The sequence below is a fragment of the Bradyrhizobium guangdongense genome (assembly GCF_004114975.1).
In the GTDB taxonomy this organism is placed as follows: Bacteria; Pseudomonadota; Alphaproteobacteria; order Rhizobiales; family Xanthobacteraceae; genus Bradyrhizobium; species Bradyrhizobium guangdongense.
Map to the genome: position 1 here is coordinate 2,947,171 of NZ_CP030051.1, position 20,301 is coordinate 2,967,471.

The following is a 20,301-nucleotide window of genomic DNA, read 5'->3' on the forward strand; positions in this document are numbered from 1 at the left end:
GGGTGGATGAGGGAACTCTATGCGGTCGCGCTGATCGGCGCCAGAGCGCCAGCGTCGTGATGTTGCAGGCGGAAGAAGGAAGCATAGCGGCCGCCGCGACGGAGCAATTCCTCGTGCCGGCCCCGCTCGACGATCTCGCCGCCCTCGACCACCAGAATGCTGTCGGCGTGCATGATGGTGTGCAACCGGTGCGCAATTACGATGGTGGTCCGGTTCTGGCACAGATGCTCGATCGCTTCCTGCACCTGCCGCTCGGACTCGGAATCGAGCGCCGCGGTGGCCTCGTCCAACAGGATGATCGGCGCGTTCTTGATCAGCGCGCGCGCCACCGCGATGCGCTGGCGCTGACCGCCCGAGAGTTGCGTGCCGTGCTCGCCGACTGGCGTATCGTAGCCGAGCGGGAAGCTCATGATGAAATCATGCGCGCAGGCCGCCTTCGCGGCGTCGATGATCTCGTCCTCGGTCGCGCCGGGCCTGCCGAAGGCGATGTTGCTCCGGATGGTGTCGCGGAACAGATAGACGTCCTGGCCGACATAGGCGGTCTGAGCGCGCAGCGACTTGCGGGAGACCGCGCCGATCGACTGGCCGTCGATCACGATGCCCCCCTGCGTGACCTCGTAGAAGCGCAGCAGCAGTGCCAGCACGGTCGACTTGCCGCCGCCGGAGGGGCCGACCAGCGCGGTGACCTTGCCGGGCTCGGCTGTGAAGCTCATGCGGTTGAGCACGGTTTCGCCCGAACGATATGCGAAGCTGACATCGCGCAGCTCGATCCGCGCGTCGGAGAGTTTCAGCGCCGGCTTGTCGTCATCGGAATGCTCGCTCGCCGGGCTGTCGATGATTTCGAGCAGCATGCGGGCGCCGACCAACTGGCTGTTGAGATCGATGTTGAGCCGCGCCAGCCGCTTGGCCGGCTCGGTCGCCATCAGGAACGCGGTCATGAAGGAGAAGAACGCGCCGGGCGTGGCGTTGAGTGCGACCACAGCGTAGCCGCCGTACATCAGGCAGCCGGCGACCGCGAAGCCGCCGAGCATTTCCATCAGCGGATTGGAGCGGTTGGCGACCCGGGCCATCTTGTTGGCGTTGCGCTCGACGATGGCGATGTTCTCGTCGATGCGCTTCTGCATGGTGTCTTCGAGCGTGAACGCCTTCACCGTGCGGATGCCTTGCAGCGATTCCTGCATCGTCTCCATGATGTCGGCAGTGCCGGTGAACTGGTTGTAGGCGAGCCCCTTGATGCGCTTGACCAGCTTGCGCAGCACCAGCATCGCCGGCGGCACCGCGACGAGGCCAATGAATGACATCAACGGGTCCTGCCACACCATTACACCGATCATGGCCAGCAGCATCAAGAGGTCGCGCCCGATGGCGTTGACCAGCATGTTGAGGACGTCGGTGATCGATTTGGCGCCCGCCGTGAGCCGCGCCAGGAATTCGGATGAATGCCGCTCGGAGAAGAAACCGACGCTCTCGCGCATCAGCTTGGCGAACAGCCGGCGCTGGTTGGTGGCGAGGATGGCGTTGCTGATCTTGGTCAGGATCACCATGTGCCCGTAGGTCGCCACGCCCTTGATGAAGAGCAGCACCACCGTGATGGCTGAGAACATCGCGATGCCCGGGATGTTCTTGTCGACATAGGCCTGGTTGATGACCTGGCCGAGCACGTAGGTCGCGCCGGCGGTGGCGCCTGCGGCGGCCGCCATCAGCGCGAAGGCAACGAGGTAACGCCGCCAGTAGACGACTCCCTGTTCCATGACCAAGCGGCGAATCAGGACCGCTGCCGCATAGGGATCGTCGGTGATTTTCTTTGGAAACTGGGCCATCCGGTGTCCATTGACGGCCAAGGGGATAAGCCTGCCCGCGCGTCAGGGATCGATGGGCCTCTGTGCCCGCTAAAGCTCCGCTTTTCAAGCCCAATTAAGGGCTTGCGCCGGAAGCGATTTTAAGCGGAGACGGCGTGGCGGAGTTCGCCATGGCGCTCGCGGAACAGCTTGTCCTCCCAGGCCAGCGCGTGCGCCGCGATGGTCTCGAGGTCCTCGTATTGCGGCTTCCAGTCGAGCAGACCGCGGATGCGGCTGGTGTCGGCGACCATGGTCATGATGTCGCCCGGCCGGCGCGGGGCGTATTGCACGGCGAAGCTGCGGCCCGACACCCGGCGCACGGCGTCGATGGTCTCAAGCACCGAATAGCCGCGGCCATAGCCGCAATTCAGCGTGGTCGAAGCGCCGCCGTTGCGCAGGTAAGCCAGCGCCGAGCGATGCGCCTGCGAGAGGTCCGTGACGTGAATGAAGTCGCGAATGCAGCTTCCGTCCGGGGTCGGATAGTCGGTGCCGAACACGTCGATCTTGGCGCGCTGGCCGGTCGCCGCTTCCACCGCGATCTTGAGCAGATGGGTGGCGCCGACGGTGGCAAGCCCGATGCGCGCCTGCGGATCGGCCCCAGCGACGTTGAAATAGCGCAGGGTCACGTACTGCATGCCGTAGGCGGCGGCAACGTCGTGCAGCATGATTTCGGTCATCAGCTTGGATGAGCCGTAAGGAGAGAGCGGCCGTGTCGGCGCGTGCTCGGGCACCGGCACCTGGTCCGGATTGCCGTAGACGGCGGCGGTCGAGGAGAAGATGAAGCGGCTGATGCCGCGCTTCACCGCGACGTTGAGTAGGTTGCGCGCGGTCATGAAATTGTTGCGATAGTAGCCGAGCGGGTCGCGCATCGAATCCGGCACCACGACGGAGCCCGCGAAATGGATGATGCTCTCGATGTCGTGCTGAGCGATCACGCCCGCGAGCAAATTCTCATCGCCCGCATCGCCAATGAACAGCGGCACGCCCTCGGGCAGATAGGCGGAGAAGCCGGTGGAGAGATCGTCAATCACGACGACGTCCTCGCCGGCTTCCGCCAGCGCCAGGACCGTGTGACTTCCGATATAGCCGGCGCCGCCGGTGACTAGCACTGTCATGATCTCACCCGTCTTCGATCAACGCGGATGCTAGCGTCTGCGTGGTGAAGAGGGGGTATCGGCAGCCCTGAACTGGCCACTATGCTTAATGTTGCGTATAGGGGGACACTAAATGGAGCGTGACGTGGCGAATTCCCCCGGCGATCTGCAAGTGATCGTGCCAAATCTGCACAGGCGCTATTCCGGGGTCACCGCGACCAACCGGATGGTGGCGCCGCGGCTGGCAAAGCTGTACCGCGCAGGCTGGTTCGGCTCGGACGCGCCGCAGGGGATCGCGCGGCTCGGCGCCACCGACGTCCTGAAGCTCTGGCGCCGCAAGCGGCCGCTGATCTGGCATGCGCGCCGCAACAACGAGATGATCGCAGGCGTCGTGCTGCGCGCATTCGGCTGGCCGTTGAAACTGGTGTTCACCTCGGCGGCGCAGCGGCATCACAGCTGGATCACGCGCTGGCTGATCCGGCGCATGGACGCGATCATCGCGACATCGGACATCTCCGCATCATTCCTGAAAGTGAAAGCGACGGTGATTCCGCACGGCGTCGACACCGACGCCTATGCACCGCCGATCGATCGCGCAGCAGCCTTCGCCGAAAGCGGTCTGCCGGGCCGTTATGCGATCGGCTGTTTCGGCCGCGTGCGGGCGCAGAAGGGCACCGATGTGTTCGTCGACGCGATGTGCCGGCTGCTGCCACGCTATCCTGACTTCACGGCCGTGATCGTCGGCCAAGTCACGGCCGAACAGACGCCGTTTGCCAATGACCTGAAGAAACGCATCGAAGCTGCGGGTCTGCAATCGCGCATCGTCATCACCGGCGAGCTGCCGATCGAGCAGGTGCGGCGCTGGTATCAACGGCTGACGATCTACGCCTTCACCTCGCGCAACGAAGGTTTCGGCCTGACGCTGATCGAAGCGATGGCATCCGGCAGCGCGCTGGTTGCTGCACGCGCCGGCGCCGCCGAGCTCGTGGTCGAGGATGGCGTGAGCGGGGTGCTGGTCCCGGCTGGTGATGCCGATGCCTTGGCGACAGCACTCGAGCCACTGATGCGCGATGTCGCTGCCGCGACCGCGATGGGAGAGCGGGGACGGGCGCGGGTGCTGGACAGGTTCAGTCTCGATGCCGAAGCGGCGCGGATCGGCGAGGTCTATCGGCCGCTGTTCTAAACGGCCGACGTTTCGGTGCCGCCGGCGAGAATCTCGAAAACAACCCCATGCACAGTAGGCGGGCCAGACAAATCAATGGCTTGCAAAGCCGGCGCGATGAATTTACGGATTTTACGAAATCAATTTGACTCGTCGGGCAAAACACCGGTAGACTGATATTATCTCGAGAATTCGATGCGCCGCGTCGCTGGCGATTGAGCCCGGACTCAGCCGCGAGCGAACCTGCACGGCTCGATTATGCCGGTGTCTCTCGGTTCGGCTTCTTCCTGGCTTTCTGGCGCAGGAAGCTGACTTCGAGCTCGTCGCCATTCACGCGATCGAGCTGGCACCGCCGATAGGCGAGGCCGGTCGAGGAAAGCAGCAGAAAGAACTCCGTCAGTGTGAGCCCCTCGATCGAGCTCTCGACGCGAAGCGTGGCGGCGTTTTCGGAGACGTCTTTGACGAAACAGGGCCGGCGCCAGGTGCCGTCGATCGCCATCATCTGCGCCGGCAGCGGGCGTTCGAAGGCGACTCGCTGGCTCTCGCGTTCCTTCTCTTTTGGCACGTCTAGCGGGACGTCTGCGGCTGAAGACGCGCACCTGGTCCTGTCGGAGCGTAAGGCGGTGGGCGAAGCCTGCGCTCGTAGCTGTCGGCAAGCTCGAGCAGGCGCTTTCTGGTGAATGGATCCGCCTTGGTGGCGAGCTCGCGGATATGCTCGGCGCGTCCCCTGATGAAGTCTTCGTCCATGGCTGTCCCCCGGAGAACTTGAGAGGATGCCTGGTCTTCCCGAGGGTGTAAGCAACATATGTTAGCCGAGCCATGCGCGCGGCCACGTGAAGGGATCTGTTTCGTCTCCTACGACGCCGGGAACCACATTGAATCGCCTTGGATCATTGCGCTGCTTCCCCGAGCACCCGCTGCGCGATCGCCACGACCTCGTCCGCCGCGATGTCCCGCATGCAGCGATGATCGTTCATCTTGCAGATCGTGCTCTGGCAGGGCTGGCACGACAGCACGCTCTTGTTCTGCACGATGGTCGCGGCAAGGCCGTTGAGGGGCGCCCAGAGGTAGGGGCTGGTGGGACCGAAGATGCCCATGGTGGGCGTGCCCAAGGCGGCTGCGATGTGCATCAGGCCTGAATCGTTGGAGATGGCGACGCCGGCCGCGGCCATAGCCAGCACGCCGTTGCGCAGGTCGTTGCCGGTGAGGTCGCGGACCTCTGGGCCGCCAGCGGTCCCGGGGCCGCCAGCGGCGACGATCTTCTGGGCGAGACCCTTTTCAGCGGGGCCGCCGACGACCCAGACGTCGAGGCCGCATTCGACCAGCAGGCGAGCGGCCTCGGGATAATAGGTCCAGCGCTTGGAGACGCCGACCGATCCGGGGGCGAGTGCGACGGCGGGGCGGGTACTGAGGCCATGGGCTTCGCGCCAGCGGGCGATCTCCTCGGTGGGAACGCGCAATTGCGGTACCGGCCATTCCGCCGGCAGGGGGGCGCCATCGGGCTGGGCCAGGGCGGCGTTCTTGTCGATGAAGCGGGGCAGCTTCTTCTCGCCCCAGCGCCAGCGATTGAGCAGGCCAAACCGGAACTCGCCCACGAAGCCGACCCTTTCAGGGATGCCGGCCAGCGCGGGCGCGATGGCCGCCTTCCAGGTCCGCGGCAGCACCAGGGCGGTGCCGTAGTTCCGCTCCCGTAAAAGCTTCGCCAAGCCGAGTTGGCGGGCGACGGCGAGACGGCCGCGGGGCAGGTCCCAGACAAGCCCCTTCCGCACGCCGGGCATGTAATCGACCAGCGGGGCGCAAAGCGATGTGGTCAGGAGGTCGACCGGCCGATTCGGCCAGCGCTCCTTCAGAACCCGCACGACAGTGTGATTCCGGACGAAATCGCCGATCCACATGTAGGGAACGATCAGGATCGGGCGGGTGTCGCTCCGGTCTGCATCTTCACTAAGTTGCGAATCTTGATTCATTCGTTAATAAGGCCGAAGGCGTGCTGAATGATGGCGTCCGGTTAGCCGCTCCGGGCCGGCAGGTAAAGCGGATGGAGGGCCCATTCCAAAACCGCTTACACTTTGGCGGATCATGCGCTACGGCAGGACCGGGCCGCAAATATCGGGCAGGGTATTGGAATGTTGCTGGTGACCGGCGGAGCCGGTTTTATCGGGTCGAATGTCGTGGCCGCGTTGAACGATGCCGGTCGCAGCGACGTCGTGGTCAGTGATTTGCTCGGCAATGACGGCAAGTGGCGGAATCTCGCCAAGCGCCAGCTTGTGGATATCGTCCCGCCGGCCGAGCTGCTCGATTGGCTGAAGGGCCGCAAGCTGGACGCCGTGATCCATCTCGGGGCGATTTCGGCGACCACCGCCACCGACGGTGACCACGTGTTCGAAACCAATTTTCGCATGTCGATGCGACTGCTCGACTGGTGCACGGCGGGCGCGGTGCCGTTCATTTACGCCTCCTCCGCGGCGACCTATGGCGACGGCGAGACAGGTTTTGACGACGACGCTTCGGTCTCCGCATTGAAGAAGCTGCGGCCGATGAATCTCTACGGCTGGAGCAAGCACATGTTCGACCTCGCGGTCGCCGGGCGCGTCGCGAATGGCGATCCGCTGCCGCCGCAACATGTGGGCTTGAAATTCTTCAACGTGTTCGGGCCCAACGAGTACCACAAGGGCTCGATGATGAGCGTGTTGGCGCGCCGCTTCGACGACGTCAAGGCGGGCCGCGTCGTGCAGCTGTTCAAGTCGCACCGCGAGGGCATCGCCGACGGCGATCAGCGCCGCGACTTCATCTATGTCGACGACGTCGTGCGCGTGATCATGTGGCTGCTGGCAACGCCCGCGGTGTCTGGACTGTTCAATGTCGGCACCGGAAAGGCGCGCAGCTTCAAGGACCTGATGCTGGCCGCCTACGCCGCGCTCGATAGCAGGCCCAACATCGAATATGTCGACATGCCCGAGCAGATCCGCGGCGCCTATCAGTATTTCACCCAGAGCAAGGTCGATCGTCTCCACCGCGCCGGCTATAACGGCGGCTTCACGACGCTCGAGGACGCGGTGAAGGCCTATGTCGGGGATTACCTCGACCGGCCCGACCGCTTCCGCTGAGGCCTTTGATCATGCCGACGCCCATTCTCGATTTCGACGCCCTTGCGCAAACGATCTCCGGCCGCACGGTGCTGTGCATCGGCGACATCATGCTGGACGAGTTCGTCTATGGCGAGGTGTCGCGGATTTCGCCGGAAGCGCCGACGCCAGTCATCGCGGCGCAGCGCAGCGAGCTCCACATCGGCGGCGCCGGCAACGTCGCGCGCAATGTCGCCTCGCTCGGCGCGCGCTGCATCTTCGTCGGTCTCGTCGGCGAGGACGATGCGGGTGCGCGGCTCAAGGCCGCGCTGGCGGACCATGCCGGCATCGAGAGCGTGCTGGTATGCGATCCCTCACGTCCCACCACGCGAAAGGTTCGCTTCGTATCCGAGCATTTCTCCACGCATATGCTGCGCGCGGATTGGGAGCAGGCACAGCCCGCGTCCGAAGAGGTCGAGACCAAGCTGATCGAGGCGATCTTGCCGCAGATCGCGCGCGCCGATGTCGTGCTGCTGTCCGATTACGCCAAAGGCGTGCTGACCGCGCGCGTGATCCGCCACACCATCGATGCGGCGCGACAGGCGGGCAAGACTGTGATCGTCGATCCCAAGAGCCTGAACTGGGCGATCTATCGCGGCGCCACACTGCTCACGCCCAACCGCAAGGAATTCGCAGAAGCCACCCGCAGCCGCGCCGACACGCCGCAAAGCATTGTCGATGCAAGCGAGGACGTGATGCGGCTCGCCGATTGCGAGGCGATCCTGGTCACGCAGGGCGAGCACGGCATGACGCTGGTGCCGCGCAAGGGCGAGGCGGTTCACGTGCCTGCTTTCCCGGTGAAGGTGCGCGACGTCTCCGGCGCCGGTGATACCGTCGCGGCGTCGCTCGCGGTCTCGCTCGCCGCCGGTGCGGATTGGGATACGGCCCTGCGCATGGCGAGTGCGGCGGCCGCCGTCGCCGTCGGCAAGCAGGGCACCGCGAGCGTGAGCGCAGCCGAGCTGCGGCGCAAGATCCTGCCGCATGCCACGCTCGCGGCCGAGGAGAAGGTCGTGAGCGCGCCCGGTGCGCTGGAGGATAGGCTTGCCGAGTGGAAGCGGGAGGGCTTGCGCGTAGGCTTCACCAACGGCTGTTTCGACATTCTGCATCCCGGCCACGTCAAGGTGCTGACCGCGGCGCGCGCTGCCTGCGATCGCCTGATCGTTGGTTTGAACAGCGATGCCTCGGTGCGCCGGTTGAAGGGCGCGGATCGTCCGGTCCAGGACGAGCGCGCGCGCGCCGAAGTGCTGGCCGCGCTCGAAGCCGTCGATCTCGTCGTCATCTTCGAGCAGGACACGCCGATCGACCTGATCACGCGGATCACGCCGAGCGTGCTGGTGAAGGGCGGCGACTACACCCGCGAGCAGGTGGTCGGCTACGACGTCGTCGAAGCCGCGGGCGGAACCGTCGTGCTGGTCGACATTTTGCAAGGTTTCAGCACGACGGCGCTGGTCCATCGCGCGCGGGGAGGGGGCAAGTGACGGACCAGGTGACGGCGCTGGAGCGACAAACGACCGCCCACATGCTGTGGCGGCGTTTCCGCAGCCCGGCGGCGTGGAGCGAGACGGCGGACCTGTTCGCGATTCTCACCGTGGTCTCGCTGCCTTGGTCGACTTCGCTCACGGCGATCTTCAACGCCGCGTTCCTGGTCTGCATGGTGCCGTTCCTCGATCTCAGGGCCTTCCTGCAATCGCTGATGCGTCCGATCTGCGCAGCACCGATCGCACTGTTCCTGCTCGCGCTGGTGGGAACGCTGTGGTCGGATGCAGCCTGGGGCACGCGCCTCTATGCCGTTGGCCCGACGGTCAAGCTGCTCGTGCTGCCCATGCTGTTGTACCATTTCGAGCGCTCGACGCGCGGGCACTGGATCTTCATCGCCTTCCTCGTGTCCTGCGCGTTGCTGTCGATCATGTCGTGGCTCGTGGCGTTCTATCCGCAGCTGTCGCTGAAGCCTTACGATCCGCTCGAACGCGGCATCTTCGTCAAGAACTACATCGACCAGAGCCAGGAATTCACGCTGTGTGCGGTCGCGCTCGCCTATCCGGTGATGATGCTGCTACGCGAGAAGCGCTACTGGCTTGCCGGGCTGCTGGGCGCACTGGCGCTGAGCTTCCTGGTCAACATGGCGTTCGTGGTGGTGTCGCGCACCGCGCTGGTGACCGTCCCGATCATGCTGGGCGTGTTCGCGCTGCTTCATTTGAGGTGGCGCAGCATCGCGATGATCTCCGCCGCATTGATCGCCTGCGCCGCAATCGCCTGGCAGGCCTCGCCGCAACTGCGCAAAACGGCCGATACATTTTCGCGGGACTACCGCTTGTACCGAGAAGAGAAATTGCCGACGTCCATGGGCGAGCGCCTGGAATATTGGCGCTATGCCGCCCAGTTCTTCGTACAGGCTCCGCTGGTGGGGCACGGCACCGGTTCCACGCAGGGACTGTACGAGAGAGCCGCGAAGGAGCCCTCATGGATTCCACGCGTCAGGGTCTTTCCGAATCCGCATAACCAGACGTTGCACGTCGCCATCCAGTGGGGCGTGATCGGCATCGGGGTTCTCTACGCGATCTGGTTGTTTCATTTTCAGCTGTTTCGCGGCGACGGGTTTGCCAAGTGGATCGGCCTTCTCGTCGTGGTGCAGAATGTCTTCACCTCGCTGTTCAACTCGCATTTGTTCGACTTCCACGAGGGCTGGATGTACGTCATTGGCGTCGGGGTCGCCGGCGGCATGGTGATCCGGATGCAACGGGAGACGGCGAAGGTGGTGGAAGTCGGTTCCTGAGCGGTCGCGCGGCTGGCAACTCCGGTCGATATGGGCTATCAGCGCGGTCAGGTTGTACCAATTGGGATATTCATCGGTCGGCGGATGACGCGTCTTTCGCATCTCACTTTGCGCAATTTCATGATCGCGCTCCACGACTTGCTGGCGACGATGGCGGCGCTTTTTGCCGCATTCTATCTGCGCTTCGAGGGCGGCGAGGGCTTCTATGATCGCCTGCCGCTGTTGTTCCGCATCCTGCCCTACTTCCTCGCCTTCAGCGTCGTGGTGTTCTTCATCTTCAACCTGACCACGACGAAATGGCGCTTCATCTCGTTGCCCGACGCGATGAACATCGTCCGCGTCGCGACCGTGCTGACGGTCGCGCTGCTGGCGCTCGACTACATCTTCGTCTCCCCCAATGTCCGCGGTGCCTTCTTCCTCGGCAAGGTGACGATCGTCCTCTACTGGTTCCTCGAGATCTTCGCTCTCAGCGCCTTGCGCATGGCCTATCGCTACTTCCGCTATACCCGGGTGCGACGCCATGCGCGCAACGAGGATGCCGCCCCGACGCTGCTGATCGGCCGGGCCGCGGATGCCGAGGTCTTGTTGCGCGGCATCGAGAGCGGCGCGATCAAGCGGATCTGGCCGGTCGGCGTGCTGTCGCCGTCGAGCTCCGACCGCGGCCAGCTGATCCGGAACCTGCCGGTGCTGGGCGGCATCGACGACATCGAGGACGTCGTCGCCGACTTCACCAAGCGGGGCAAGGCGATCGCGCGCGTCGTGATGACGCCCTCCGCGTTCGAGCCGGAGGCTCATCCGGAATCGATCCTGATGCGGGCACGCAAATTGGGTGTGATCGTCAACCGCATGCCCTCGCTCGAGAGCGGCGACGCGCCGAGATTGACGGCGGTTGCCGTCGAGGATCTGCTGCTGCGGCCGAGCGAAAAGATCGACTATGCGCGGCTCGAGGCCCTGATCAAGGGCAAGGCGGTGATCGTCACCGGCGGCGGCGGTTCGATCGGCTCGGAGATCTGCGAGCGTGTCGTCGCCTTCGGCGCAGCGCGCCTCCTGATCCTGGAGAATTCCGAGCCGGCGCTCTACGCCGTCACCGAAGCGCTCGCCGCGCACGGCACGGGAGCCGCGATCGAAGGGCGGATCGCCGACATCCGCGACCGCGAGCGCGTAATGCGGCTGATGGCCGAGTTCAAGCCTGACATCGTGTTCCACGCGGCTGCTCTCAAGCACGTGCCCATCCTCGAGCGCGACTGGAGCGAGGGCGTCAAGACCAATATCTTCGGCTCGATCAACGTGGCCGACGCCGCGCTCGCCGCCGGCGCCGAAGCCATGGTGATGATCTCGACCGACAAGGCGATCGAGCCGGTGTCGATGCTGGGCCTGACCAAGCGTTTCGCCGAGATGTACTGCCAGGCGCTCGATCATGAACTCGCGACGGGCGGCAGCAGTGCGAAGCCGCCCATGCGGCTGATCTCGGTCCGATTCGGCAATGTGCTGGCCTCGAACGGCTCGGTGGTGCCGAAGTTCAAGGCCCAGATCGAAGCCGGCGGCCCGGTGACGGTGACGCATCCCGACATGGTCCGCTACTTCATGACCATCCGCGAGGCCTGCGACCTCGTGATCACGGCGGCCACGCACGCGCTCGGCACACAACGTCCCGACGTCTCGGTCTACGTGCTCAACATGGGCCAGCCGGTGAAGATCGTCGATCTCGCCGAGCGCATGATCCGTCTCTCCGGCCTGCAGCCCGGCTACGACATCGAGATCGTGTTCACGGGGATGCGGGCGGGCGAGCGCCTGCATGAGATCCTGTTCGCCTCCGAAGAGCCGACCCGCGAGATCGGCGTTGCCGGCATCATGGCCGCGCAGCCGAACGAGCCGCCGATGCAGACCCTGCGCAAATGGATCGCCGCGCTCGACCAGGCGATCGCGCGCGACGATCGCGCGACCATCAGGACCATCCTGAAGGATGCGGTCCCCGAATTCGGGTCGACCGCGGCCTGACCATGCAGCCGCAACACAAGATCGTCGGCAAGATCGTCGTCGCGAGCCAGCACTATCCGCCGGATCCGAGCACGACCGCGGCGATCATGGCCGAGATCGCCTGCCGCCTCGCCACCGAGCATGAGGTCGAGGTGCTGTCGGGCTCGGGTGTCCTGCCGGCCCCGCAGACCGGTGCAGGCAAGCCGCGCGTGATCGCCGTCAGGAACCGGATGGCGGGAAAGGCGGCGCTGGTCCGTCGCGGCCTCTCCGAGCTGCTGTTCGTGCTGCGCATCTTCGGTGCGCTGTTGCGGCGCCTGCGGCGCGGCGACGTCGTGCTCACCGTCACGGCCCCGTTCATGCTGCCTTACGCCGTCGCGGCCGCGGGCTGGCTCAAGGGCGCGCGCTCGGCACTCATCATGCACGACCTGTTTCCCGATGTGCTGGTGATGGCGGGCCTGTTGAAGCCGCGCTCGTTCGTGGCGGGGGTGATGCGGGCCGCCAACAGCCTGATGTTCCGCGCGCTCAATGCCGTGATCACGATCGGCCGCGACGCCGAGCGCCCGCTGCTCAGCTATTCCGGCATGACGCGGAACAAGATCCGCTTCATCCCGAACTGGGCGACGCTGGTGCCTTCAGTGCGGCCGGTGACGCCAGACAATCCGTTCCGCAAGCGACTTTCGGGGCGCTTCATCGTCGGGCTGTCAGGCAATCTCGGATTTACCCATGATCCCGAGATCGTGTTCGAGGCAGCGCGTCTGCTCGAGGACGAGGCGCAGATTCACTTCCTGCTCTCCGGCTGGGGCATCGGCTTCGAGCGGCTGAAGCAGTTGCAGGCCGGTGCGAACCTCTCCAATGTTTCCTTCGTGGCGCGGGTCGAGGATTCCGAGCTGGAGGCGTTCCTCGCCGCGGCCGACCTCTGGATCATCCCGTATCGCAAGGACGTCGCCGGCGTGTCGGTGCCGAGCCGGTTCTACAATCTGCTGGCGGTCGGCCGTCCGGTCGTCCTGGTCTCCGAGCCCGAGGCCGAGGCCGCGCTGACCGTGGTGGAGAACGGGCTCGGCTGGGTGGTGACGCCCGGCCGCGCCGACCAGCTCGCCGCGGCAATCCGTGCCGCGTCCGCGTCGGGCGACGGTGCTCTCGCCGAGCGCGCGGTGAAAGCGGCATCGAAGTTCGACCGCAGCGTTGCGATGAATGCCTACGCAGCCGTGATCGACGAGTTGTTGCACAATCCGAACCTGAAGGAGCAACGATGAGCGAGAGCAGGCGAGTCGTGCTGGTCACGGGAGCGAGCGGCTTCGTCGGCCGCCATGTCGTGCCTGATCTCGTGCGCGAAGGATGGTCGGTTCGCCGAGCGGTTCGCAGCCCGGAGGGCCGCGACGACGAGGTCGTGATCGAGACGATCGGCGCGGACACTGATTGGACGCCCGCGCTCGAAGGCGTCGACGCCGTCGTCCATCTCGCCGCGCGCGTGCACCACAAGCACGAGGAGCATGCGGTCCAGCTCTACCGCAACGTCAACATCGCGGGCACGCTGCATCTGGCGCGTTCTGCGGCGAACGCTGGCGTGCGCCAGTTCATCTTCGTCAGCACGGTTCTCGTGCATGGCCGCAGCAATGAAGGCCGCCCCCCGTTCAGCGAGGACGACATCCTCACGCCGCGCGGCCTCTACGGCATGTCCAAGGCGGCGGCGGAGGCGGGCCTGCGGACGCTCGCGCGCAACAGCGACATGAAGATCTCCGTGGTCCGGCCGCCGCTGGTCTACGGCGCGGGCGCCAAGGGCAATTTTGCGCTGCTGACGCGCGCGGTGAATTTGGGATTGCCGCTGCCCTTTGCCGCGATCCGCAACCATCGCGCCTTTGTCGCCGTGCAGAACCTCTCGTCCTTCATCCTGCACAGGCTCGGCCATTCGGACCCCGCGAGCAATTTCGAGATCTTCCTGGTGGCCGACAGGGAGCAGGTCTCGACCCCCGAATTCATTGAACGCCTGGCGAAGGCCTCCGGCAAGAGCCCGCGGATGTTCGGCATATCGCCCAAGCTGCTGGGCTCGCTGTTCGGCCTGCTTGGCCGTCAGGACGCGCATGACAGCCTGATCGGCTCGCTCGAACTCAACGTCTCCAAGGCGATCGCGACGGGGTGGCAGCCCAAGGTGTCGCTCGACGAGGGCCTGCGGCTGGCGCTGGCGGCTCAGGAGGCCTGAGGGCGGGAGAACCGCCGCAGCACAAAAGCGACCGCGATCGCGCCTCCGACAAGCGCGAGCAGCGTGACCGTCATCGAACCGGAACGGACGGAGAGGACGGCAAGCGCGGCGAGGACGACGTTGAGCGAAAACACGTCACCGATGACCCGCGGAACCGTGAAGCCGTTGTTGGTGGCGCGCTGATAGAAGTGCGAGCGGTGCGCCGACCAGAACTGCTCGCGCCGGGCGATGCGGCGAAACAACGTGATGGTGGCATCCGCGAGATAATAGGCCGGCAGCAGCAGTGCGGCGGCAGCCTGTCCGCGCCAGGCGAGCTCGAGCAGGCACCAGCCGAGCAGAAGTCCGATCGGCAGGCTACCGACATCGCCCAGAAACACCTTGGCGACCGGCCTGTTGAACGGCGCAAAGCCGAGCATCGCGCCGCATAAGGCGGTTGCGATCAACACCGCCGGCCACGGCAATTCGCCGAGCAGCCCGAGCAGCAGCAACCCGGCGGCGACGGGCACCACCTCCGCCACCGTCATCAGGTCGAGCCCGTCCATGAAGTTGACGAGGTTCACGAACCAGATGCCGGCGAGCACGATCAGGCCGCGCTCCAGCGCGAGCGGCAGTGTCGGCACGATGCGCGCATCGTCGGGCGCGGTGAACACCACGGCGCCGACGCAGGCGGCTTGCAGCACCAGCCGTACCAGCACCGGCAGCGAGACGATGTCGTCGGCGAATCCGACCAGCGCGATCACGATCGTCGCAACGACCAGCACCAACGGGATCGTAAGGTTCGCCGAGACTGCCCATGCCAATGCCACGATGAGTGTCGCCGATATCACGGCGATGCCAGCGCCTTGCGGGGTCGGGATGCGATGCGAGGAGCGGGCATTCGGCCGCGCCAGCGCATAGCGCTGAAGCAGGGGCCGGCTGGTCCAGGTGATGAGCGCCGACATCAGCGCGGCGATCACAATGGCAAGCAGCGAGGGCACGATCGTGGGCGCAGTCACTCCGGCACCCCGAGCTGCGCCGAGCCCTGCGCGGCCTTTTCCGCGCTCAGGATCCAGACCAGGCCGCCGAACGCGCCGACGACGAAGAAGACCGCGCCGAACAGCAGCGAGATGTTGACGCCTTCATTGGCGGCGAGCCCGGCGAAGCCGAAGGCCAGCCCCATGCTGGCCTCCCGCACGCCCCAGCCGGCAATCGAGATCGGCATCAAGGTGATCAGCATCACCGGCGGGACCAGCAGGAACACCTGGGCGAACGTGACGGGGGCTGCGATCGACTGCACCACGCACCAGGCGATGACGACGGCAAGCACGTGAACCAGCAGCGACAGGACGGCGATAGCAGGTCCGCGCGTGCGGCTGAAGATAACGCGGTTGGCGATCACGGCGCAGGCATGGAGATGGTGGGTGGCCCACCACGTCTTCAGCCACGGCCATTTCAGCGCGCCGAAGATCAAGAAGCCGATGCCGCCGGCAAGGGCCGCGAAGTCGACCAGCAGCAGCGCCGAGCGTCCGTTCGGATCGGTGATCAGCTGATAGCTCCACGGCAGGCTCGCGACGATGAGGATCGCGAGCGCGACGAGGCCGATGGCGCGATCGACGAAGATCGAATAGGTCGCCGCACGCCACCCGGCACCGGCGCGCGCCACCAGCCAGAGCCGGACCGCGTCGCCGCCGATCGCGGACGGCAGGGTCTGGTTGAAAAAAGAGCCGATCACGTTGTAACGCATGGCGCGGCCGAGCTCGAGCGGCGCACCGCATTCGGCGCTGATCTCGCGCCAGCGCAGCACGCCGACGAAGATCTGCAGAAACGTGACCGCGATCGCCATGCCCATCCAGACGACGCTGCTCGCGGTGAAGCGCGACAACAGCTCTGTGAAATCGACCTTGCGCAGCGCCAGATAGAGCAGCGCCGCTGAGATCAGAATTTTGGCCGTCGACAGCAGGATCCGGCGCATCTCGCCCGCGGGGTTTGCAAGGATTGGAGGCGACCCGACGCCAGGCGCCGAATTCGGCCGCTTTGGTATGGTTTTGGCGCCGATCTTGCAATAGCGGTTATCAGAAGCCGCTAGCAGAACCGCCGATAACGCCAAGGACTAGTCCGTCGAAAACGGCAAAAAGGCGAGCGGACAGGCCTTTTGGGCCCCGCCCTCCACCTGTCTTGACGCCGCGGTCCGTGTATTATCCAAGCCGATCGTACGGTCCACAATTCTGTCGCCTGGTATCGGGACGACTTTCCAAGGTTCGAGATGACGATGGACAAACGCATTATCCCCCTGATCATGTGCGGCGGCGCCGGCACGCGGCTATGGCCGGCCTCGCGCGAGGTACGCCCGAAGCAGTTCCTGCCGCTGTTCGGCGCGCGCTCGACCTTCCAGGACACGCTGCTGCGCGTCTCCGACGCGGCGCTGTTCGACCGACCGATCGTGATCACCAACGCGGCCTACCGCTTCATGGTGCTCGAGCAGCTCGCGGAGATCGGCATCGAGGCCGACGTGATCCTCGAGCCGATGCGCCGCGATTCCGGCCCCGCAATCGCGGCCGGCGCGGCATTCGCGCAAAACCGCACCGGTGAAGCGATCGTGCTGGCGCTCGCCGCCGACCACGTCGTGCAGGACAACGCCGCCTTCGTCGCGGCCTGCCGCGAGGGCCTCGCCGCCGCGAGCCTGGGGCGCATCGTCACCTTCGGCGTCAAGCCGGAGCGGCCGGCGACCGAATATGGCTATATCAACCCGGGCGAGGTGATCTCAGGCGAGGTGCGTGCCGTCGCGCGCTTCGTCGAGAAGCCTGATGCGGCGAAGGCCGCCGACTACGTCAATTCGGGCTATCTCTGGAACAGCGGCAACTTCATGTTCCCCGCAAGCCTGCTGCTCGACGAATACCGCAAGGTCGATGCGGCAAGCGTCGACGCCGTGTCCTCGGCGGTTGCCCATGCCGGCCGCGATCTCGGCTTCGTCACCCTGGAGCCCGAGGCGTTCGGCGCCGCCAAGGCGATCTCGATCGACTATGCGGTGATGGAAAAGACCTCGCGCGCAGCGGTGGTGCCGGTGTCCTGCGGCTGGTCCGACGTCGGCTCCTGGCACGCGGTATGGGAATTGTCCGAGAAGGACGCGCAAGGCAACGCGGCGCACGGCCCTGCCGTGTTCGAGGATTCCCGCAACTGCAACGTCACCACCGATGCCGCGCTGGTCGCGCTCGAAGGCGTCGACGATCTCGTCGTGGTCGCGACCGCGGACGCGGTGCTGGTCTCGCGCCAGCAGGATGCCAACGGCCTCAAGCGGCTCGTCACGAAGCTGAAAGCCGTCGCGCCGAAGGTCACCGAGGAGCATCTGAAGGTGCATCGTCCCTGGGGCAGCTATCAGTCGGTCGACAATGGCGAGCGCCACCAGGTCAAGCGCATCGTCGTGAAGCCGGGCGGACGGCTATCGCTGCAGAAGCATCACCATCGCGCCGAGCACTGGATCGTGGTCCGTGGCGCCGCCCGCGTCACCGTCAACGACACCGTGAAGACCGTGCACGAGAACGAGTCGATCTACATCCCGATGGGCGCGGTGCACCGGATGGAAAACCCCGGTAAAATCATGCTGGAACTGATCGAGGTCCAGACCGGCTCTTATCTCGGGGAAGACGACATCATCCGGATTGAAGACGACTATCAAAGGTCGTAACCAGCGAACTCCGAATCACGCGATCCGGGTCCAAAAGCACTCCGTTTTGGTGCTAAGGCTCGGGGAACGTGTAATTTTTTGAATCAAATCGTGTCCGGTCAAGCAGGCCGGTATTCGCCACATCTGTGGCGACCGTGCTAGAAGCGGCCCGGGGATTTGCGGTGAATCGGGGTTCGATCAGATGAGTTCCAAGGGATCACAACTGGCCAAGGCCGGCTTGCGCGTCGGCGTCATCGGCGCCGGCGTGATGGGCAGCAACCACGCGCGCGTGCTCGCCGGTCTGCCCGGCGTCAGCCTGGTCGGCGTGGTCGATCCATCGCCGGCACACCGGACGCGCGCCACCGAGCTCGCCGGCTGCAACAGCTTCGAGACGCTGGACCAGCTCTTCGCCGCGGGCGTCGATGCCGTCACCGTGGCGGCGCCGACCCATCTGCATCACGAGGTCGCGCTCGCCTGCATCGCCAACAACATCCACGTGCTGGTCGAGAAGCCGATCGCTTCGACGGTGGAAGAGGGCCGGGAGATCGTCGCCGCCGCGCAGAAGGCCGGCGTCACGTTGATGATCGGTCATGTCGAGCGCTTCAATCCGGCCGTCGCCGCCGTCAAGCAGGCGATCGCGGGCGAGGACATCCTCTCTATCGCGATCACGCGCGTCGGCCCGTTCCCGCCGCGCATGTCCAATGTCGGCGTCGTCATCGACCTCGCCGTGCACGACATCGACCTGATCCGCTGGTTTACCGAATCCGACATCGTCGAGGTGCAGCCGCAACTGTCGAGCGCGGTCGCCGAGCGCGAGGACATCGCGCTGCTTCAATTCCGCACCGCCAGCGGCGTACTCGCGCACATCAACACCAACTGGCTGACACCGTTCAAGGCGCGTAGCGTCACGGTCGCGACCCGCGGCAAATACGTGATGGGCGATTTGCTCACGCGCCAGGTCACCGAATGCTTCGGCTTCAAGCCCGACGGCAGCTATTCGATGCGGCATCTGCCTGTCGGTCATGACGAGCCGCTTCGTGCCGAGCTGATCGCCTTCCTCAAGGCGGTGCGCAACGGCGAGACGCCGGCGGTCACCGGCGATGAAGGCGTCGCAAGCCTCGAGATCGCGACGCAGTGCCTCGAGACGCCGTCGCGCCCCGCGGCCAAATCGCCCGCCCTCAAGGGCCCGCGCCGTGTCGCCGGCTAAACCTTTCCATGTCGACCATTCGAGAAGGCGCCAAGAGCCAGGCCATGAACCAGCATCTGCGGTCCGAACCCATTCCGTTCATCGACGTTGCTTCGCAGCGCGTCCGGCTCGGTGCCTCGCTCGACGCTGCCGTCAAGCGCGTGATGGATCATTGCCAGTTCGTCAACGGTCCCGAGGTTTTCGAGCTTGAAAAGCAGCTCGCGGCCTATTGTGGCGCCAAGCACGTCATCGCCTGCGCCAGCGGCACCGATGCGCTTCTGATGGTGTTGATGGCGAAGAACGTCGGTCCCGGCGATGCGGTGCTGTGCCCGTCCTTCACCTTCATCGCGACGGCTTCGCCGGCGGCCCGGATGGGCGCAACGCCTGTTTATGTCGACGTCGACGAGACGACCTTCAACATGAGCCCGGAATCGCTCAAGCGCGGCATCGCGAGCGCGCGCCAGGCCGGGCTGAGGCCGGTCGCGGTCATTCCAGTCGATCTGTTCGGGCAACCCGCCGATCACGACGCCATCGCCGAGATCGCCAGGGCCGAAGGCCTGTTCGTGATCGACGACGCCGCGCAAGGCTTCGGCGCAAGCTACAAGGGCCGCAAGCTCGGCACTTTCGGCCTCGCCACCACGACCAGCTTCTTTCCTGCAAAACCGCTCGGCTGCTTCGGCGACGGCGGCGCGATCTTCACCGATGATGACGACCTTGCCGCGATGCTGCGCAGCATCCGCGTGCACGGGCAGGGTGTCGACAAATACGACAATATCCGTCTCGGCCTGACCGGCCGGCTCGACACCATGCAGGCCGCGGTGCTGATCGAAAAGCTGAAGATTTTCGACGACGAGATCGCGGCCCGCAACAGGGTGGCCGAGCGTTACGCCAGCGGCCTGTCCAACGTGGTGACGGTGCCGCGACTCAGCCCCGGCAACACCTCGGTCTGGGCGCAGTACACCATTCGCCTTCCCGATGGCACCGACCGCGACGGCTTCGCTGCCGCGCTGAAGGCCCAGGGCGTGCCGACCGCGGTCTATTACGGCAAGTCGATGCACCAGCAGTCCGCCTACAAGCAGTACCCGGTCGCAGACGGCGGCCTGCCTGCTTGCGAGAGCCTGTCGCAGGATGTCATCAGTCTGCCGATGCACGCCTATCTGACCGAAGCCGATCAGGCGCGAATCATCGCGGCCGTGCGCGGGGCGATCGCGAGCTGATTTTCTTCACCTCTCCCGTTCGCGGCAGAGGTCGCGCCGAAGGCGCGGGGGGTGGGGGAGGGAGCACAGCTTCCTCGCGGTTTGCACCTAGA

At 65.4% G+C, this 20,301-nt stretch carries 17 protein-coding genes; 10 read left to right on the forward strand and 7 right to left on the reverse strand.

All coding sequences use genetic code 11. From position 1 onward, the window contains the following. Window positions 1-17: 17 nt before the first annotated feature. Window positions 18-1,820 (reverse strand): ABC transporter ATP-binding protein, encoded by a 1,803-nt coding sequence (locus X265_RS13950; protein ID WP_128965330.1) that lies wholly within the window; start codon window positions 1,818-1,820, stop codon window positions 18-20. Between the two features lie 119 nt (window positions 1,821-1,939). Then, window positions 1,940-2,953: a UDP-glucose 4-epimerase GalE gene (gene galE, locus X265_RS13955; protein ID WP_128965331.1), complete on the reverse strand. Its 1,014-nt coding sequence runs from the start codon at window positions 2,951-2,953 to the stop codon at window positions 1,940-1,942. A 124-nt stretch (window positions 2,954-3,077) separates the two neighbouring features. Here galE and X265_RS13960 point away from each other — a divergent pair, with 124 nt between their 5' ends. Beyond that, on the forward strand, window positions 3,078-4,115 hold the full coding sequence (locus X265_RS13960; RefSeq protein WP_128965332.1) for a glycosyltransferase family 4 protein: 1,038 nt from the start codon (window positions 3,078-3,080) through the stop codon (window positions 4,113-4,115). 235 nt (window positions 4,116-4,350) lie between these two features. Here the strand turns inward: X265_RS13960 and X265_RS13965 are convergent, their stop codons facing one another. From X265_RS13965 to waaF, 3 genes are all read right to left on the reverse strand, one after another. Further along, on the reverse strand, window positions 4,351-4,596 hold the full coding sequence (locus X265_RS13965) for a PilZ domain-containing protein (RefSeq protein WP_373291692.1): 246 nt from the start codon (window positions 4,594-4,596) through the stop codon (window positions 4,351-4,353). A gap of 65 nt (window positions 4,597-4,661) precedes the next feature. Beyond that, the gene (locus X265_RS13970) at window positions 4,662-4,841 is read right to left on the reverse strand and encodes a hypothetical protein (RefSeq protein ID WP_128965334.1); all 180 of its coding nucleotides are present in this window, start codon (window positions 4,839-4,841) and stop codon (window positions 4,662-4,664) included. Between the two features lie 143 nt (window positions 4,842-4,984). Next, on the reverse strand, window positions 4,985-6,061 hold the full coding sequence (gene waaF, locus X265_RS13975; RefSeq protein WP_128965335.1) for a lipopolysaccharide heptosyltransferase II: 1,077 nt from the start codon (window positions 6,059-6,061) through the stop codon (window positions 4,985-4,987). Window positions 6,062-6,220: 159 nt separating this feature from the next. On the opposite strand from waaF, the gene rfaD reads away from it, so the two are divergent. The 6 genes from rfaD (at window position 6,221) to X265_RS14005 (ending at window position 14,166) form a co-directional block, all read left to right on the forward strand. Next, a complete protein-coding gene (gene rfaD, locus X265_RS13980; protein WP_128965336.1) occupies window positions 6,221-7,201 on the forward strand; it encodes an ADP-glyceromanno-heptose 6-epimerase in 981 nt (326 codons plus the stop codon). Between the two features lie 11 nt (window positions 7,202-7,212). Next, window positions 7,213-8,697, forward strand: a complete 1,485-nt coding sequence (gene rfaE1, locus X265_RS13985) for a D-glycero-beta-D-manno-heptose-7-phosphate kinase (RefSeq protein WP_128965337.1) — start codon at window positions 7,213-7,215, stop codon at window positions 8,695-8,697. Window positions 8,698-8,705: 8 nt separating this feature from the next. Next, window positions 8,706-9,992, forward strand: coding sequence for an O-antigen ligase family protein (locus tag X265_RS13990; RefSeq protein WP_128969264.1), 1,287 nt, complete (start codon window positions 8,706-8,708; stop codon window positions 9,990-9,992). Between the two features lie 84 nt (window positions 9,993-10,076). Continuing rightward, complete coding sequence (locus X265_RS13995; RefSeq protein WP_164938571.1) at window positions 10,077-11,990, forward strand: nucleoside-diphosphate sugar epimerase/dehydratase; 1,914 nt, start codon at window positions 10,077-10,079, stop codon at window positions 11,988-11,990. 2 nt (window positions 11,991-11,992) lie between these two features. Continuing rightward, a complete protein-coding gene (locus X265_RS14000; protein WP_164938572.1) occupies window positions 11,993-13,222 on the forward strand; it encodes a glycosyltransferase family 4 protein in 1,230 nt (409 codons plus the stop codon). After that, the gene (locus X265_RS14005; protein WP_128965340.1) at window positions 13,219-14,166 is read left to right on the forward strand and encodes an NAD-dependent epimerase/dehydratase family protein; all 948 of its coding nucleotides are present in this window, start codon (window positions 13,219-13,221) and stop codon (window positions 14,164-14,166) included. The genes X265_RS14000 and X265_RS14005 overlap by 4 nt, the downstream gene beginning before the upstream one ends. Here X265_RS14005 and X265_RS14010 read toward each other — a convergent pair. Beyond that, window positions 14,154-15,107, reverse strand: a complete 954-nt coding sequence (locus X265_RS14010; RefSeq protein ID WP_128969265.1) for an MraY family glycosyltransferase — start codon at window positions 15,105-15,107, stop codon at window positions 14,154-14,156. The genes X265_RS14005 and X265_RS14010 overlap by 13 nt on opposite strands. Before the next feature lie 50 nt (window positions 15,108-15,157). Then, complete coding sequence (locus X265_RS14015; RefSeq protein WP_128965341.1) at window positions 15,158-16,117, reverse strand: lysylphosphatidylglycerol synthase transmembrane domain-containing protein; 960 nt, start codon at window positions 16,115-16,117, stop codon at window positions 15,158-15,160. Between the two features lie 297 nt (window positions 16,118-16,414). Between X265_RS14015 and X265_RS14020 the strand changes: the two genes are divergently transcribed. From X265_RS14020 to X265_RS14030, 3 genes are all read left to right on the forward strand, one after another. After that, window positions 16,415-17,827, forward strand: a complete 1,413-nt coding sequence (locus X265_RS14020; protein ID WP_164938573.1) for a mannose-1-phosphate guanylyltransferase/mannose-6-phosphate isomerase — start codon at window positions 16,415-16,417, stop codon at window positions 17,825-17,827. A gap of 181 nt (window positions 17,828-18,008) precedes the next feature. Then, window positions 18,009-19,013: a Gfo/Idh/MocA family protein gene (locus X265_RS14025; RefSeq protein WP_128965343.1), complete on the forward strand. Its 1,005-nt coding sequence runs from the start codon at window positions 18,009-18,011 to the stop codon at window positions 19,011-19,013. A gap of 8 nt (window positions 19,014-19,021) precedes the next feature. Beyond that, complete coding sequence (locus X265_RS14030; RefSeq protein WP_128965344.1) at window positions 19,022-20,209, forward strand: DegT/DnrJ/EryC1/StrS family aminotransferase; 1,188 nt, start codon at window positions 19,022-19,024, stop codon at window positions 20,207-20,209. Window positions 20,210-20,301 lie beyond the last annotated feature (92 nt).